The organism is Pseudomonas sp. GW821-FHT09E12, from assembly GCF_059416085.1.
Genome location: NZ_JBWKOM010000005.1, coordinates 256,300 through 271,677 on the forward strand (window position 1 = coordinate 256,300; position 15,378 = coordinate 271,677).

General features: G+C 62.6%; 19 protein-coding genes. 8 read left to right on the forward strand and 11 right to left on the reverse strand.

Annotated features, from left to right (window positions below):
• Together AC07PQ_RS16270 and AC07PQ_RS16275 are read right to left on the reverse strand one after the other, a co-directional pair.
• Nucleotides 1–1,062 carry a CDP-glycerol glycerophosphotransferase family protein gene (locus tag AC07PQ_RS16270; RefSeq protein WP_007926647.1) on the reverse strand — a complete coding sequence of 354 codons (1,062 nt, stop codon included), beginning with the start codon at nucleotides 1,060–1,062 and terminating at the stop codon, nucleotides 1–3.
• 235 nt (nucleotides 1,063–1,297) lie between these two features.
• A complete protein-coding gene (locus AC07PQ_RS16275; protein ID WP_007926648.1) occupies nucleotides 1,298–1,558 on the reverse strand; it encodes an accessory factor UbiK family protein in 261 nt (86 codons plus the stop codon).
• A 416-nt stretch (nucleotides 1,559–1,974) separates the two neighbouring features.
• Between AC07PQ_RS16275 and glnK the strand changes: the two genes are divergently transcribed.
• The 4 genes from glnK to sutA all read left to right on the forward strand — a co-directional run bounded on the left by glnK (nucleotide 1,975) and on the right by sutA (nucleotide 4,748).
• A complete protein-coding gene (gene glnK, locus AC07PQ_RS16280; RefSeq protein WP_002555808.1) occupies nucleotides 1,975–2,313 on the forward strand; it encodes a P-II family nitrogen regulator in 339 nt (112 codons plus the stop codon).
• Between the two features lie 35 nt (nucleotides 2,314–2,348).
• Nucleotides 2,349–3,686 carry an ammonium transporter gene (locus AC07PQ_RS16285; RefSeq protein ID WP_007926649.1) on the forward strand — a complete coding sequence of 446 codons (1,338 nt, stop codon included), beginning with the start codon at nucleotides 2,349–2,351 and terminating at the stop codon, nucleotides 3,684–3,686.
• 210 nt (nucleotides 3,687–3,896) lie between these two features.
• Nucleotides 3,897–4,322: a secondary thiamine-phosphate synthase enzyme YjbQ gene (locus tag AC07PQ_RS16290; protein WP_007926650.1), complete on the forward strand. Its 426-nt coding sequence runs from the start codon at nucleotides 3,897–3,899 to the stop codon at nucleotides 4,320–4,322.
• 102 nt (nucleotides 4,323–4,424) lie between these two features.
• Nucleotides 4,425–4,748: a dormancy-specific transcriptional regulator SutA gene (gene sutA / locus AC07PQ_RS16295; RefSeq protein ID WP_007926654.1), complete on the forward strand. Its 324-nt coding sequence runs from the start codon at nucleotides 4,425–4,427 to the stop codon at nucleotides 4,746–4,748.
• 104 nt (nucleotides 4,749–4,852) lie between these two features.
• Here the strand turns inward: sutA and AC07PQ_RS16300 are convergent, their stop codons facing one another.
• Genes AC07PQ_RS16300 through lptM form a run of 6 tightly spaced genes read right to left on the reverse strand, consistent with a single transcriptional unit; the run spans nucleotide 4,853 to nucleotide 9,439 of the window.
• The gene (locus tag AC07PQ_RS16300) at nucleotides 4,853–5,557 is read right to left on the reverse strand and encodes an HAD family hydrolase (RefSeq protein WP_007926656.1); all 705 of its coding nucleotides are present in this window, start codon (nucleotides 5,555–5,557) and stop codon (nucleotides 4,853–4,855) included.
• Nucleotides 5,557–6,453, reverse strand: a complete 897-nt coding sequence (gene xerC / locus AC07PQ_RS16305; protein WP_493185894.1) for a tyrosine recombinase XerC — start codon at nucleotides 6,451–6,453, stop codon at nucleotides 5,557–5,559. Before xerC ends, AC07PQ_RS16300 begins: the two co-directional genes overlap by 1 nt.
• 2 nt (nucleotides 6,454–6,455) lie before the next feature.
• A complete protein-coding gene (locus AC07PQ_RS16310; protein WP_009051448.1) occupies nucleotides 6,456–7,181 on the reverse strand; it encodes a DUF484 family protein in 726 nt (241 codons plus the stop codon).
• Between the two features lie 13 nt (nucleotides 7,182–7,194).
• Nucleotides 7,195–8,025 (reverse strand): diaminopimelate epimerase, encoded by an 831-nt coding sequence (dapF, locus tag AC07PQ_RS16315; RefSeq protein ID WP_007926659.1) that lies wholly within the window; start codon nucleotides 8,023–8,025, stop codon nucleotides 7,195–7,197.
• Nucleotides 8,026–8,029: 4 nt separating this feature from the next.
• A complete protein-coding gene (lysA, locus tag AC07PQ_RS16320; RefSeq protein ID WP_007926666.1) occupies nucleotides 8,030–9,277 on the reverse strand; it encodes a diaminopimelate decarboxylase in 1,248 nt (415 codons plus the stop codon).
• Between the two features lie 9 nt (nucleotides 9,278–9,286).
• Complete coding sequence (lptM, locus tag AC07PQ_RS16325) at nucleotides 9,287–9,439, reverse strand: LPS translocon maturation chaperone LptM (protein WP_007926668.1); 153 nt, start codon at nucleotides 9,437–9,439, stop codon at nucleotides 9,287–9,289.
• Between the two features lie 239 nt (nucleotides 9,440–9,678).
• Here lptM and cyaY point away from each other — a divergent pair, with 239 nt between their 5' ends.
• From cyaY to rnk, 3 genes are all read left to right on the forward strand, one after another.
• On the forward strand, nucleotides 9,679–10,011 hold the full coding sequence (cyaY, locus tag AC07PQ_RS16330) for an iron donor protein CyaY (RefSeq protein WP_493185895.1): 333 nt from the start codon (nucleotides 9,679–9,681) through the stop codon (nucleotides 10,009–10,011).
• A gap of 4 nt (nucleotides 10,012–10,015) precedes the next feature.
• The gene (locus AC07PQ_RS16335) at nucleotides 10,016–10,249 is read left to right on the forward strand and encodes a DUF1289 domain-containing protein (protein WP_053263079.1); all 234 of its coding nucleotides are present in this window, start codon (nucleotides 10,016–10,018) and stop codon (nucleotides 10,247–10,249) included.
• Between the two features lie 147 nt (nucleotides 10,250–10,396).
• Nucleotides 10,397–10,810, forward strand: coding sequence for a nucleoside diphosphate kinase regulator (gene rnk, locus AC07PQ_RS16340; RefSeq protein WP_007926672.1), 414 nt, complete (start codon nucleotides 10,397–10,399; stop codon nucleotides 10,808–10,810).
• A gap of 17 nt (nucleotides 10,811–10,827) precedes the next feature.
• Here the strand turns inward: rnk and AC07PQ_RS16345 are convergent, their stop codons facing one another.
• The 3 genes from AC07PQ_RS16345 to AC07PQ_RS16355 form a co-directional block, all read right to left on the reverse strand.
• Nucleotides 10,828–13,677, reverse strand: coding sequence for a class I adenylate cyclase (locus AC07PQ_RS16345; protein WP_493185896.1), 2,850 nt, complete (start codon nucleotides 13,675–13,677; stop codon nucleotides 10,828–10,830).
• 176 nt (nucleotides 13,678–13,853) lie between these two features.
• The gene (locus AC07PQ_RS16350; protein ID WP_007926676.1) at nucleotides 13,854–14,099 is read right to left on the reverse strand and encodes a TIGR02647 family protein; all 246 of its coding nucleotides are present in this window, start codon (nucleotides 14,097–14,099) and stop codon (nucleotides 13,854–13,856) included.
• 186 nt (nucleotides 14,100–14,285) lie between these two features.
• Nucleotides 14,286–14,582, reverse strand: coding sequence for a hypothetical protein (locus AC07PQ_RS16355; protein WP_053263077.1), 297 nt, complete (start codon nucleotides 14,580–14,582; stop codon nucleotides 14,286–14,288).
• Between the two features lie 125 nt (nucleotides 14,583–14,707).
• Between AC07PQ_RS16355 and AC07PQ_RS16360 the strand changes: the two genes are divergently transcribed.
• Nucleotides 14,708–15,364 (forward strand): glutathione S-transferase family protein, encoded by a 657-nt coding sequence (locus AC07PQ_RS16360; RefSeq protein ID WP_493185897.1) that lies wholly within the window; start codon nucleotides 14,708–14,710, stop codon nucleotides 15,362–15,364.
• The last annotated feature ends 14 nt before the right edge of the window (nucleotides 15,365–15,378 follow it).

Consider the following 15,378-nt stretch of genomic DNA (forward strand, 5'->3'; position numbering starts at 1 on the left):
TCACCCCTGCTTGAGTATGTTTTCGATGTTGCGCAGCGCCAGTACCGCCAGCTCCGCCGAGAAACCATAGCTGGGGGCGAAGTAATGGCGACGCAGGCGCTGACGGACCGCTGCCTGCCGTTGCCAGAGGTTCTCGTCCCCCAGCAGGTCGGGCAGTTGCCAGCGCGCCTCGGGGTCGAGGTTGACGATGTCGTTGCGCAGCAGCACATCGGGCGATTCCTCGCCGGTCAGTGCGTCCTGCTCGGCGTCCGGTACATTCAACAGCAGCAGGTTCTTGTCCAGGTACAGGGCGCCGAACGCGGTTCCGCCGTAGTCCGAAACCACATAGTCGGCGCAACGGAACAGGCTGAGGTTGTCGTAGACGCGGGTAATCACCGCGGTAAACGGGTATTGCTCGAGCAGTTTCAGCGCTTCGGGATCGGCCTCGACCGACAGCGGGTGGGTCTTCACGATGACGTTGTAGCGATCGCACAACCCGGCCATGGCGTCGGCGAAGCGGCTGATCGACGACAGCTCCATCCAGGTCGGCAGCCACAGCACGGTCTTTTTCGTCGGGTCCAGGCCCAGGTCCGCCGGATGCTGGCCTTGCAGCGAGGTTTCGCGAAAGTAGGCGTCGTAGCGCGGGTAGCCCATCTGGAAGGTCACGGCGTCGCAGCATTCGCGCAGGCGCTCGGCCTGCCAGGGGCCGAAGCACAGGATCAGGTCGTAATGCCGGTTCCAGCTGGAGAAGTTGTGTTTGTACTTGCCCAGGGCGTACATGAAGCGCACCTGCCGATGGCCCAGCGCCTTGATCATCGGCTGCGAGCCGTGGTCGTACATGCTGTGGTTGGAGACCACCACGTCATAGCGGTGATTGGCTTTGATCACATCCAGGCTGCCGTGACAGCTGTAGCCCAGGCCGCCAATCAGTTCGCGGCTTTGCGCGCGCTCTTCATGGGTGCCGTGCAGGACCACATCGAAAGCATCGGCCCCCAACAGGCTCCAGACCGCCTGATAGTGATTGAGCATCTCGGCGGTATGAACGAAGAAGGCCAAGCGGCTGAAGGGTTTTGGCGCGGTCATAGGGCTACCTGGTGCACAACAAAAATAAGTCGAGGCAAGCGTTGGCGTTGCTTGGCGGTGTCGTGGGGCATGGCTCGCCCCGAGGGTGGCCAGGATCGCAAACGCTGGACATGTTATCGGCGAAGCAGGCGGGAAATGAACGGGCAGGGCGGAAAATCTTTGCTGGCGGGGTCCGGCTCGACCGGCGGCAGGCACTGCATGGTCGAGCCTATGCGCAGGGGCGCGGTCGAGGTGGTTATTGCTCGCTCGGGTTGAGCTTGGCTTCCAGCTCGGCGACCTTCGCCTCCAGGCTTTCCAGGCGGGCCCGGGTGCGGGCCAGGACGACCATCTGGCTGTCGAATTCTTCCCGGCTGACCAGGTCCAGTTTGCTGAAGCCGCTTTGCAGCAGGGCCTTGAACTGGCTTTCGATTTCGGCGCGGGGCAGTGGGGTATCGCCGCTGAACAGGCGGGCGGCATGGCCGCTCAGGGCATCGAGGAGGTCTTTGGGCGCGAGCATGGGAAGTGTCCTGAAAACAATGGCGGGCAGTGTATCACGCACTGTCTATAGTCAATCGGCAGGCGGGGATGCACGCTTTTCGCGCATCGCGCCGGGCAGTGGCGCACTGTTGTTGTGCGTATCCGTGGCGATGATGGCGAAGTGGTTTCTGTCGTGGCGGCCAAGGGACTGAAATCAGTGGGTTTTCGCGAGATGGCAAGGTTTCTGCTTAGTCCCCGATGACCCATGCACTGATGCAGTCGCTGTGACGAATGCAGTGCGGCAGGCGGAGCGGGGAAGTGTTTCGTCAGGAGCGGTTAGCTGGCGTCGGTCTGGTCGAGGAAGGCCGACGATGCGTTACAAAGCCAGGCACTGCGCTTAGACTTGAGTCGGGTTTGTTTTCCTGGGGCAAGTCCACCAATTCGGGAGAAAGTTTCATGAAGCTAGTCACTGCCATCATCAAGCCGTTCAAGTTGGACGACGTGCGCGAGTCGCTGTCCGAGATCGGCGTGCAGGGCATTACCGTTACTGAGGTCAAAGGCTTCGGCCGGCAGAAGGGGCACACCGAGCTGTATCGCGGCGCGGAGTACGTAGTCGACTTCCTGCCCAAGGTGAAGATCGACGTCGCCATCGATGACAAGGATCTTGATCGGGTCATCGAGGCGATAACCAAGGCCGCCAACACCGGCAAGATCGGTGACGGCAAGATCTTCGTGGTCAATCTGGAACAGGCTATTCGCATCCGTACCGGCGAAACCGATACCGACGCCATCTAAGCCGCCCCAAACCCAACGCCCCAGGAGAAAACAATATGACTCTGCGTAAAATCGCAGGGCTAGGAGCCCTGTTGTCCCTCGTAATGCCTGGCCTGGCCATGGCGGCGGACGAAGTGGCAGCCCCAGTCCTCAACTCCGGCGACACCGCCTGGATGCTGACCTCGACCGCCCTGGTGCTGTTCATGACCATTCCCGGCCTGGCGCTGTTCTACGGCGGCATGGTGCGTTCGAAAAACATTCTTTCCGTGATGATGCAGTGCTTCGCCATTACCGGTCTGATCAGCATCCTGTGGGTCATTTATGGCTACAGCATTGCGTTCGACACCACCGGCATGGAGCAGGGCGTCGTCAACTTCAACTCCTTCGTCGGCGGCCTGGGCAAGGCCTTCCTGGCCGGCGTCACCCCGGCGAGCCTGACCGGCCCGGCGGCGCTGTTCCCCGAGGCGGTGTTCATCACCTTCCAGATGACCTTCGCCATCATCACCCCGGCGCTGATCGTCGGTGCTTTCGCCGAGCGGATGAAGTTCTCCGCCATGCTGATCTTCATGGCCATCTGGTTCACCCTGGTCTACGCGCCGATCGCACACATGGTCTGGTCCGGCAACGGCGGCCTGATGTGGGACTGGGGCGTGCTGGACTTCGCCGGCGGCACCGTGGTGCATATCAACGCCGGTATCGCCGGCCTGGTGGCCTGCCTGGTGCTGGGCAAGCGTAAAGGCTTCCCGACCACCCCGATGGCGCCGCACAACCTGGGTTACACCCTGATGGGCGCGGCCATGCTGTGGATCGGCTGGTTCGGCTTCAACGCCGGTTCCGCCGCCGCCGCCAACGGCACCGCCGGCATGGCGATGCTGGTAACCCAGATTGCCACCGCCGCTGCGGCGCTGGGCTGGATGTTCGCCGAATGGCTGACCCACGGTAAGCCAAGCGCCCTGGGCATCGCCTCGGGTGTGGTTGCCGGCCTGGTGGCGATCACGCCTGCCGCTGGCACCGTAGGCCCGATGGGCGCCCTGGTGATCGGCCTGGCAGCGGGCGTGGTGTGCTTCTTCTGCGCCACCACCCTGAAACGCAAGCTGGGCTACGACGACTCCCTGGACGCCTTCGGCGTGCACGGTATCGGCGGTATCCTCGGCGCGATCCTCACCGGCGTGTTCGCCGCGCCATCGCTGGGCGGCTTCGGCACCGTGACCGACATCGCCGCGCAAGTGTGGATCCAGTGCAAAGGCGTGGGCTTCACGGTGATCTACACCGCGATCGTGACCTTCATCATCCTCAAGGTGCTGGATGTGGTCATCGGGCTGCGTGTCACCGAGGAAGAAGAGTCGGTCGGCCTCGACCTGGCGCAACACAACGAGCGCGGTTACAACCTGTAATCCCGCCAGAAAAAATGCCCGGCTTGCCGGGCATTTTTTTGTCTGCGTTTTGTCATTGAGAGATGGCTGAAAGGTTTTTTCCAGAGCTTGTCAGCCAGTTTGATGACTGCTTTTTTTTCGGGTCAATGACTTACAGCATTGGAGGAATATTCGGCACTTTGTTTTTTCCCAGAGCGCGCTAGAATGCGCGCCGAATGTGCGGAGAACTGTATGTGGCAACAGACTCTGATTACCCTGCGGGCAAGGCCCCGGGGCTTTCATCTGGTAACGGACGAGTTGCTCGCCGGCCTGCCTGAACTGAAGGCATGTCGGGTCGGTCTGTTGCATTTGTGGCTGCAGCATACCTCGGCCTCGTTGACCATCAACGAGAATGCCGACCCTGCGGTTCGTCGTGACTTCGAGCGTTTCTTCAACTCCCTGGTGCCTCAAGGCATGGCCGGGTATGAACATGACGACGAAGGGCCCGATGATCTGCCGGCGCACTTCAAGGCCAGTTTGCTAGGCTGTCAATTGAGCTTGCCGGTATCGGCGGGTCGCTTGGCGTTAGGCAGCTGGCAAGGCGTTTATCTGGGCGAGCATCGCGATCATGGCGGTGCCCGCAAAGTCCTTGCCACCTTGCACGGTGATAAGGCATAAGCCGCTGGTTATCAGTGGATGTTGATTTTTTTCCAGCGGCCTTCGACAGTCGGCTCAGCTGGGCTATAACTAATCTGCTTTTCGCAAGTCATGAGGTAGAACATGAGCGACGATGATCTGGAAAACGACGACCTCGAAGTAGGCGACGAAGACGAAACCGAAGAAGGTCTTGAAGCGGCCGCCGACGATGTGGCGGAAGACGATGGCAGTGATGTTCCTGCCCCGACCGCCAAAGGCAAGGCCAAGGCTGCCGTCTCGGTAGACGAGCTGCCGAGTGTCGAAGCCAAGAACAAAGAGCGTGATGCACTGGCGCGCGCCATGGAGGAGTTCCTGGCCCGTGGCGGTAAAGTGCAGGAAGTCGAGGCCAATGTGGTTGCCGATCCGCCCAAGAAGCCTGATAACAAGTACGGTAGCCGGCCTATCTGAGCGCCTGCCACTTGCTTGCTGAAAAAGCCCGCCGTCGCTGCGGGCTTTTTCATGGGCGCTTGTTGGCGAGAGTGCGGTGTTGCAGTGATTGCGACAGCGTCCGATCAGGCGCCATTGTGCCAGCGCGCCAGCAGTTTCGGCAGCTCGGTCAGGCTGCGGATTTCCGCATCCGGCAACCGATCCGCCTCCCAGGCCTTGCCGGCCGGGTTGAACCAGATGGCCCGCAAGCCGGCTTGCTGGGCCCCGGCGATGTCGTCGCCCGGGTGGTCGCCGATGTGCACGGCGGTGTCCGGTGTCGCCTCGCCCCGTTGCAGGGCTTCGTGAAACAACCGTGAATCGGGCTTGGCGATGCCGATGTCTTCGGCGCACAGGGCGAACTTGAAGTAATCCGCCAGCCCCAGGCGGCGCACGTCGGCGTTGCCATTGGTGACCACGCCCAGCGCGAAGTGGTTGGCCAGCGCTTCCAGGGTCGGCTGCACCTCGGGAAAGATATCCAGCTGGTGCCGCGCATGCAGGAACACTTCAAAACTCTGGTCGGCCAGGGCATTGGCCTGGCCCTGGTCGTAGCCGGCTTCCTCCAGTGCATGAAACAGCACCCGTCGGCGCAGCGCGCTGATGCGGTACTTGAGCCCGGGCTCGTGGTTCAGCACCCGCTCACGGATGGTCCAGAGATGCTCCACCGGTACGCCGCCCAGTTGCGGAGCGTGGTCGGTCAGCCACTGGCGCAGCACGGCTTCGGCGCTGACGATCACGGGCGCGGTATCCCACAGCGTGTCGTCGAGGTCGAAGGTGATCAGCTTGATCGTCATTACTCACCGCCTTTGTTGCGTTTGGCCCGTGGGTGGGCGCTGTCGTAGACCGCTGCCAGGTGCTGGAAGTCCAGATGGGTATAGATCTGGGTGGTCTTGATATCCGAGTGCCCCAGCAGTTCCTGTACCGCGCGCAGGTCCTGGGAGGATTCCAGCATGTGGCTGGCGAAGGAGTGTCGCAGCATATGCGGATGCAGGTTCTGTCCCAGCTCGCGCTCGCCAGCGGCCTTGACCCGCAGCTGGATCGCCCGGGGGCCCAGGCGCCGGCCCTGCTGGCTGACGAACACCGCGTCGTCCGGCGGATTGCTCAGCGCCCGCAGCGGTAGCCACAGCTGCAGTGCCTCGCGGGCCTTCTTGCCAATCGGCAGGACCCGGGTCTTGCTGCCTTTGCCGTGGACCTGCACCAGGCCATCGGCCAGGTCCAATTGTTCGAGGTCGAGGCTGGTCAGCTCCGACAGGCGCAGGCCGGAGGAATAGAACAGCTCGAGAATCGCCTGGTCGCGGTGCGCGAGGAAATCATCCTCCACCGCGCCATCGAGCAATTGCAGCGCGCGATCGGTGTCCAGGGTCTTGGGCAGGCGGCGCTCGCCCTTGGGTGGCGCCAGGCCGTTGGCCGGGTCGTGATTGCACAGGCCTTCGCGGTTCAGGTAGTGGTACAGGCCGCGTACGGCGGAGAGCAGGCGCGCCAGGCTGCGAGAGGATTGGCCCTGCTGGTGCAGGCGCGCAATCATGCTGCGCAGGCCCTGGATGTCCAGGTCGGACCAGCCGCAAACCTGCTGCTTGGCGCAGAAGGCCAGCACTTTTTCCAGGTCGCGGCGGTAGGCTTGCAGCGTATGGGGCGACACTTGGCGCTCACTGCGCAGGTGCTCGCAGTAGGCGTCCAGTTGTCGTTCCATGGTCAGCGAACCGAGCGTAGCGAGTGAGTGAAGCGCGGCAGCACGCGGCCCATGACTTCGGCGATATAGCTGAGGAACAGCGTCCCCACCGAGCTTTTGTAGTGCTGCGGGTCGCGGCTGGCGATGGCCAGCACGCCGTGAATGCCCTGATGGGCGATGGCGACCACGGCGCTCGAGCCGATCTGCTGGCGCTGCTCTTCGCCGAACAGGAAGTCCAGCTCATGCTCGCGCAGGCTGCCGCTGACGCTCTTGCCTTCGGTCAGCAAGCCGCCGATGGCGGTCTGGGCATCGGCCGCGGTGACCCAGCGGCCCACGGGCATGGCACTGTCACTGAACAGGATCAGGCTCACGAAAGGCACCTGGAAGTCCTGGCGCAGGCTGTCTTCGACGCTCATCACCACGTCTTCCAGGCTGTTGGCATCCATCAGCGCGAGAATCAGGCGCCGGGTCTTCTCGAAGAGCCGGTCGTTGTCCCGGGCCACGTCCATCAACTGTGAAAGCCGGTGGCGCATCTCGATGTTGCGCTCGCGCAGGATCTTCATCTGCCGCTCCACCAGCGAGATGGTGTCACCGCGCTGATGGGGAATGCGCAACGCCGGGAGCAGTTCTTCATGCTCGACGAAGAAGTCCGGATGAGCTTCCAGGTACGCGGCGATCGCCGCCGCCTCGAGGTTTTCGGCAGGAGATTCGTCGGGCTGTTCGGCTGGAACCTGAGGCTGATCAGTCATGGTTTTCGCTCATTCAAAGACGCACCTGTCCTTCGTATACGCGCACTGCCGGGCCGGTCATCTTCACCGGTTGGCCAGGGCCTGCCCATTCGATGGACAGGCGCCCGCCCGGCAGGTCGATCAATAGCGGCGAATCCATCCACCCCTGGCTGATCGCGGCCACTGCGGCGGCGCAGGCGCCGGTACCGCAGGCCTGGGTTTCCCCGGCGCCACGTTCCCAGACCCGCAGCTGCGCGCGCTGACGGTCGATGACCTGGATGAAGCCGACATTGACCCGGGCCGGGAAGCGCGGGTGATGTTCGATCTTCGGCCCCAGCTCATGCACCGGCGCGCTGTTGATGTCGTTGACCCGCAGCACCGCATGGGGGTTGCCCATGGACACCGCGGCCAATTCGACGGTCTGGCCATCGACTTCGACCTGGTAACTCAGGGCCTGGGCCGGTGCCACGAACGGAATCTGCTCGGGCACCAGGCGCGGCGCGCCCATGTCGACGCTGATCTGACCGTCGTTGCGCACATCCAGTTCGATGATGCCGCTTTTGGTCTCGACACGGATCTGGCGCTTGGTGGTCAGGCGCTTGTCCAGCACGAAACGGGCGAAACAGCGCGCACCGTTGCCGCATTGCTCCACTTCGGAGCCGTCGGAATTGAAGATCCGGTAGCGGAAATCCACATCCGGATTACTCGGCGCCTCGACGATCAGCAACTGGTCGAAACCGACTCCGGTGTTGCGATCGCCCCATTGCTTGGCATGTTTGGGCAGGATGTGCGCGTGCTGGCTGACCAGGTCGAGGACCATGAAGTCATTGCCCAGGCCGTGCATCTTGGTAAAACGCAGCAGCATGGTTTTACTCCGGCAGCAGGCTTTCGCCAGCAAACAACTCGGCTACCGTCTCGCGGCGACGCACTTCAACAGCCTGTTCACCATCGACCAGCACTTCAGCAGCGCGACCGCGGGTGTTGTAGTTGGAGCTCATGACGAAACCGTAGGCACCGGCCGAATGCACGGCGAGCAGGTCGCCCTCTTCCAGCGCCAGCTGACGTTCCTTGGCCAGGAAGTCGCCGGTTTCGCAGATCGGGCCGACGATGTCGTAGGTACGTGCCTGGCCATCGCGCGGGCGTACGGCGCTGACGTCCATCCAGGCCTGGTACAGGGCCGGGCGGATCAGGTCGTTCATTGCCGCGTCGACGATGGCGAAGTCCTTGTGTTCGGTGTGCTTGAGGTACTCGACCCGGGTCAGCAGTACCCCGGCGTTGGCGACGATGAAACGGCCGGGTTCGAAGACCAGTTCCAGGTCGCGGCCGTCGAGGCGTTCGCGCACGGCCTTGACGTAGTCGGCGGCCAGCGGTGGCTCTTCATCGCGATAACGCACGCCCAGGCCGCCACCGAGGTCGATGTGGCGCAGGTAGATGCCGCACTCGCCCAGGCGGTCGACCAGGTCCAGCAGACGGTCGAGGGCATCGATGAAGGGGGCCAGGGTGGTCAGTTGCGAGCCGATATGGCAATCGACGCCGACCACTTCCAGGTTCGGCAGCTGTGCCGCGCGGATGTACACGTCTTCGGCATCGGCGATGGCGATACCGAACTTGTTTTCCTTCAGGCCGGTGGAAATGTACGGGTGGGTGCCAGCATCGACATCCGGGTTGACCCGCAGCGAAACCGGCGCGCGAACCTTGAGTTCGGCGGCGACCTGTTGCAGGCGTTCCAGCTCGTCGCTGGACTCGACGTTGAAGCAGTGCACACCGACTTCCAGGGCGCGACGCATGTCGTCACGGGTCTTGCCGACACCGGAGAAGACAATCTTGTCGGCCGCGCCGCCAGCGGCCAGGACGCGTTCCAGCTCGCCTCGGGAGACGATGTCGAAACCGGCGCCCAGACGTGCCAGGACATTCAGTACACCCAGGTTGGAGTTGGCCTTTACCGCGAAGCAGACCAGGTGCGGCATGCCGGCGAGGGCATCGGCGTACGCGCGGTACTGCGCTTCGATATGCGCTCGGGAATAGACGTAGGTCGGCGTGCCAAAGCGCTCGGCAATGGCGGACAACGCTACACCTTCCGCGAACAGCTGCCCGTCGCGGTAGTTAAAAGCGTCCATGGGGTTCCCTTAGTTGGTGTCGTGCTTGTGCGACTGCGAGTGACCTTGGTCTTCAGGGGATTTGCTGTCATCGGGAAGATACAGCGGGCCTTTTTGACCGCAGGCAGTGACAAGGCAGGCAACCGCGACGAGCGCAGCAAGGGAAGAGATCAGGCGCTTCATGGCGAAATCCTTGAGAAAGCGTTAATTGCGCCCGAGTATACCGGCCACCCGACGGCTTGCCTATGCGCTGGAACACCCGTCCGGCGGGCCTTTGCCCCGGGCACGGGCGTTGGGCGCGGCGGTTGCGGGGATATTTTCTCTGCCGCCCGCGCCCTTGATCGGTATCCTTTGCATTCGCCCGGATGCGCCCGTATCTTGCGGCGCTTGAGCGTGAGTAGACACTTTTCGAGGTTCCCGCAATGAGTTTGACTGAAGCCCGTTTCCACGACCTGGTCGATGCCACCCAGCAGACGCTGGAGGACATTTTCGATGAGAGTGACCTGGATATCGATCTGGAGAACTCCGCCGGTGTGCTCACCGTCACGTTCGAAAACGGCAGCCGGGTGATCTTCAGCCGCCAGGAACCGCTGCGCCAGCTGTGGCTGGCCGCGAGCTCCGGTGGTTTCCACTTCGACTACGACGAAGAAAGCGAGCGCTGGATGTGCGACAAGAGCGAAGAGCAGCTGGGCGAAATGCTCGAGCGCATCGTCCTCGAGCAGGCCGACATCAAGCTCGAGTTCGAAGGGCTCTGAGACCGTGACGCCAACCGCCCCGGCGCGCCCGCCCAAGCCGCTGTACAGCAATGTCAGCCCGGCCGTGGCCTCGCCCTGCATCAGCCTGTGCCGGCTGGATGAGGAAAAAGTCTGCAAGGGCTGTTTCCGGCATGTGGAAGACATTCGCGAATGGCGCTCGGCGGACGATGAGCGACGGCGAGTCATCTGTCGCCAGGCGCTGGAGCGCAAGCGGGCTGCGGCGCCCGGTATGGGCTAGCCCGGGCACAAAAGCCCGGCGGCTTGTTTATTTGTGCTGCTGTGGTAGTGTCCGGTTACGCCTCGCCACATCGAGGCCAGTGAAAACCCCGTCTTATCTGGACGGGGTTTTGCTTTTTTGTGCCGAAAAAAGGAGTCTGCCTGGATCATGAGCACCGCACCTTCCATCATTCTCACCCGCCTCGACGTGCAGCGTCTGGAGCGCCTGATCGACAGCCTGGACGACACGCTGCCTGGCGTCATTGCGTTGCAGACCGAGCTGGATCGCGCCGAAACCCTGGTGGGCCACGATGAAGTCCCGCCTGGTGTCGTGACCATGAATTCGCGTGTGCATTGCCGCGAAGAGGGCAGCGGCAAGGACTATCACCTGACCCTGGTGTATCCGCAGGACGCCAACGCCGACGAGGGCCGGATCTCTATCCTGGCGCCAGTGGGCAGCGCCTTGCTCGGTTTGCAGGTCGGGCAGTACATCGACTGGCCGGCGCCCGGCGGCAAGACCCTGAAGCTGACCCTGCTGGAAGTGGAATACCAACCCGAAGCGGCTGGCGACTTTCACCTCTGAAGGGCACCGCTGACCGGCTAGACCTGCTCGAGCGCGTCGTTCAAGGCGCGCTCCAGGTCGGCTTTGTAGCGTAGGTAGAGATTGCTTGAGCCGTGGTGGTCACCGAGCAGGCCGGACAGGTCCAGGTCGGTGATATAGCAGCGATAGCGCTCGGTTTCGCGACGCTGGCCGACAATCTCCTGGGCGACCGCGGCGAACAGCTGGTCGCCATGCTCCAGCTCGGAAAACTCCCGTTGATTGCAATACAGAGTGACCTGCACCTGCCCCGGTGCGGCTTTGCCGATGATGCCCTGCACGTCATAAAAGGCTTTGTTCGCTGGTGTCTGGGGTGCCGGGCGTGGCTCGATTCGACGGGCTCTTGTGCTGCCTGAGGGCAATATCTGGTAATACAAAATATCCAGCGGCACCAGAGCCTGGGAGGCTTCCATCGGCAGTTGGGCATCGCGCCGGTAGAGGATCGACTGCAGGAAGCGTTGCAGGGGGACCAGCAGACTCTGTTCGTCGTGGTAGGGCAGGCGTTGCTGCCAGAGCGCATCGAATTCATCCAGCACGTACAGCTCGGCCTGAGCCTCGACGACACGGTAGAACACCTGGATGCTGTCGGGCTGGCCCATCGGCAGGATCAGCGCCAGGTCGTGTTCTTCCAGGGCCATCGGGTCCAGGTGCAGCGGGCTGTAGCTCGACTGTTCTTCGCCGAGGTAGTCGATCAGCGCCGGCAGGCTTGCCAGCGCCACATGATTGACCTGGCCCGGCACCAACTCCAGCACGTGGTAATGCTGCTGGACCTGGATCAGGTAGCGGTGGTTGAGCTGGCTGAGCAACAGGTTCTGCGCCGTGTCGAACAGCTCTTCGACCCGTTGGGCGATGAACTGCGCGCGGTTGTGGCAGAAGCAGCGCACTCGCAGCTTCGGTTGCTCAGGGCCGCGCGGCAGGTTGTTGAGGTAGTCGCGCAGGCAGTCGAGCAGGGCATGGGCGCCGTCGTAACGGCCGACTAATACCTCGTTCCAGCTGTTGAGCGTCACCTGATCGAGGGTCAGCACCAGGTTCTCCCGCACCCCGGCGTAGCTCAAAGAGTCGGTGCGCTCGGTGGTCATCAGGATGTTCAGGTCGCGGTGATGCTTGAGCGGGTCGCGGCCGACATTTACCAGGATCAGCACTTCGCTGGGCATGCTGCTGTGCAGCAGGCGTTCTTCGCTGACGGTGCCCAGGGGCAGGGCGATGGTCTGTTGCAGGCTGCCCAGCAGATTGAACAGCTCGAACTCGCTCAAGTCGCTGCTGCCCGGGTGCAGCGCCAGGCGCGTGCTGCTGTCGATCACGCCGTTGCGATGGCACCAGGTCAGTAGCTCCAGCAGTTCGCGGCTGCGCTTGATCGGCGCGAAGTGTTCCCACTCCAGGGCATTCAGGCTGCCGTTGTACAGGCCCCAGTGAGTTTGCCCCGGTTCTTTCTTGTTGGGCGACTGCACCAGGGTCAGGGTGTCTTCGGCCAGGTCCGGGGCGATGCCGGGGTTGATGAATTCGATCTTGCCGGCCTTGCGTTCAAAGGCCGCGTACAGGCGGCGGCCGAGGATATTCAGGTCGCGCTTGTTGACCAGGCCGAGGGTCTGCTCGGTACGGGCGAACTGGGTCAGGAAGCGGTAGCTGTAGTTCAACTCATTGACCAGGGCCCGGCGTTCGGCGCTGACCTGGCGGACTTTCCACTGGCTGCGGCTGTCGAGCATTGCCAGCTGGCGTTGATCCCAGCCCCATTCGTGGGCCAGCCGTTCGAGCAGCGAGCGCTGCCAGCTTGGGTTGCGCGCGCCGTTGTTGCCGGTGAGCTTGCGGTTGACCTTCAGGTACAGGCTGCGCCGTACCAGCTCCAGGCGCTCCGGTTCGCCGCGGGCCTTGAGGTATTCCTCGATGCGCCGGTAGACCACGATGTACGGATCCAGCTCGTCGAGGTCCAGGCGATTGGCGAACACCGCCTGCTTGAAGCGCAGGCTCAGGCATTCCACCCGCGGGTGTTCGCTGGCGTAGACCTCGGTCAGCAGCAGCTTGAGCACCGACTTGTACGGCGACTCGATGCCCTTGAACAACTGCCAGAGCCCGGCGCCGATGAATTCGCCCGGCGGAATATGGGCCAGATGGCCAAGGTCGAGGTTTTCGTCGGCAGGGATGAAACGCTTGGACAGCAGCGTATGGGTGTACTGCTGGTAGCGGGCTTCTTCGTACACCGGCACCAGCCACCATAGCGGCGTACGCCCGGCCAGCCAGATGGCCGTGCGATAGAACTCGTCCAGCAGCAGATAGTGCTGAGTGGTGCCGCAATCGTCCGAGCTCAGCTGGGTGTTGCGATCGCCACGGACAAAGCGGCTCGGGTCGATCAGGAAGAAGTGCGCCTCGGCACCCTGGCCGGCGGCCCAGGTTTCCAGTAGCAGGCATTTCTTGCGCAGTTCGGCGAGTTCGTTCTCGCCGAGATCGGGCGCATGGCAGACCCACACATCCATATCGCTCTGGTCAGCCTGGGCCAGGGTGCCCAGGCTGCCCATCAGGAACAGGCCATGGATAGGTCGCGGTGCATTGCCGGGCCGGACCTTGTAGGAAAACGAGCGGGTCAGGCGCTGGGCTTCGTTGAGCGTTGAGGTGTCGGGTTCGTAGTTCGACAGCCCGGCGGGTGTGCCGCCCGACACATAACCCGGCAATAACGGGTGGTTGACGTGAAAGAACAGCGGCAACAGGTTGAGCACCAGTTGCTGGCGCGGCGATAACCCCTCCATGGCCCGATCCAGACGCCCTTCGTTGAGCTTCAGAAAGCGCGCACGCAGCTGGCTGAGAACCTTGCGATCGATTCCCTCGTCCAGATCTGGGCGGATTTCATGGGTGCGGGTCATTCAAACAGGCTCGCGAAGCTTGAACGTGGGAGGTCTTATAGGTGGAGGAGTTTACAGCCAGTCGAGGGCGAGCTTTAAGCTGAATTTTATTTTTGACGTCAGATTTCCAGCGGGCAACTGGAGCTTGCCCGCGGAATCCGACAGGCGGGGATTCCGAGGGCCGTAGGGGAAAGCGTTCAGGCGGCTTCTTTGACCGTCAGAATGGTCAGCAGGCCTTGGGCATGCTCGGCGGCATCGCGGCCCAGGCTGGTCAGGTAACCACCATCGGGCTGGGTAATGAGCTCTTTTTCGAACAGGCGTCGTGCGGCGGCGATAGCTTGGGGGGCAGCGGTCTGATGGATTTTCAGGCCTTCCTGGGAACTGTCCAGGTTGAAGAGTGCAAGGATTTCCAGTTCGGCAACCAACTCAGGGGTATACGACATAAGGACTCCAGACTTTCTAGGAATTAGACGACAGCGTCCTTAAGGTGACCGCAGTTGGGCAGCCTGTCCAGTGTCCGCTGCGGACTTTTACGCCCCTGGGCGGCGGTATTTGGCCGCAGGGCGCGTACCAGTGTAGTCAAGGCTCGCCATCGCGCCGGCCAGGGGCGGACGCGAGGCGTGGCGGGCTTATTTCTTCTCGGGCGGCAGCTCGGGCAGGGCGCGCAGCGCGGCTTCGTACCATTGGGTGTCGAACGCGCGGTCTTCTTCGAGGATCGCGTCGATTTCCACTGCCAGGACGTGAGCCATGAGGTTGAGGATTTCGTCACGCTCATAGCCGACCAGGGTCAGCTTATTGAAGGTGGCCTTGGCCGCGGGCGGGTTGTCGCTTTCGATCTGGTTTTCGATCGCTTCGATCAGGGTGTTTTCGGCGAACGCTTCTTCGTCGCTGTCGTCGTTGCTGATACCGGGGGTTGGCTCGCTCATGGCAGGCTCCTCAAGGAAAGGTCGCCAGTTTACCCGTATTCAGGAGCCTGATGCTGCTGGCCAGTCGGCTGTCGAGGATCTATAAGAGTGGCTGCCAACCCCGTACCCGGCCTGGAGGCTATGTGATGCTCAAGCTTTATGGATTCGCCGTCAGCAATTACTACAACATGGTGAAACTGGCATTGCTGGAAAAAGATCTGCCTTTCGAAGAAGTGCCGTTCTACGCCGGGCAAAGCCCTGAGGCGTTGGCCATCAGCCCGCGCGGCAAGGTGCCGGTGCTGGGGGTGGAGCAGGGCTTTATCAATGAAACCAGCGTGATCCTCGAATACCTTGAAAGCCAGCCTGGGCCGGCGCTGCTGCCCAGTGACCCGTTCGCGCGTGCCCAGGTGCTGGCGCTGGCCAAGGAGATCGAGCTTTACATCGAGTTGCCGGCGCGGGCCTGTTATGGCGAGGCGTTCTTCGGGATGACGGTCCCCGAGGCTATCAAGGAGAAGTCCCGCAACGAGCTGGTGCAGGGGTTCGCCTCGCTGGCCAGGCACGGCAAGTTCGCCCCTTATGTGGCGGGCAGCAGCCTGAGCGTGGCGGACCTGTATTTCCTGTACAGCGTGAGCCTGGCCTGCGTGGTAGGGCAGAAGCTGTTCGGTGTGGATTATCTGGCCGAGATACCGGCAGCCAAGGCCTTGATGGCACGCCTGGAGCAGATGCCCAATGTGCAGCGGGTCGCGGCGGACAAGGACGCGGCGATGCCGCAGTTCCTGGCGATGATCGCCAGCAAGAAGTAGGAAGGTTTCAGGTC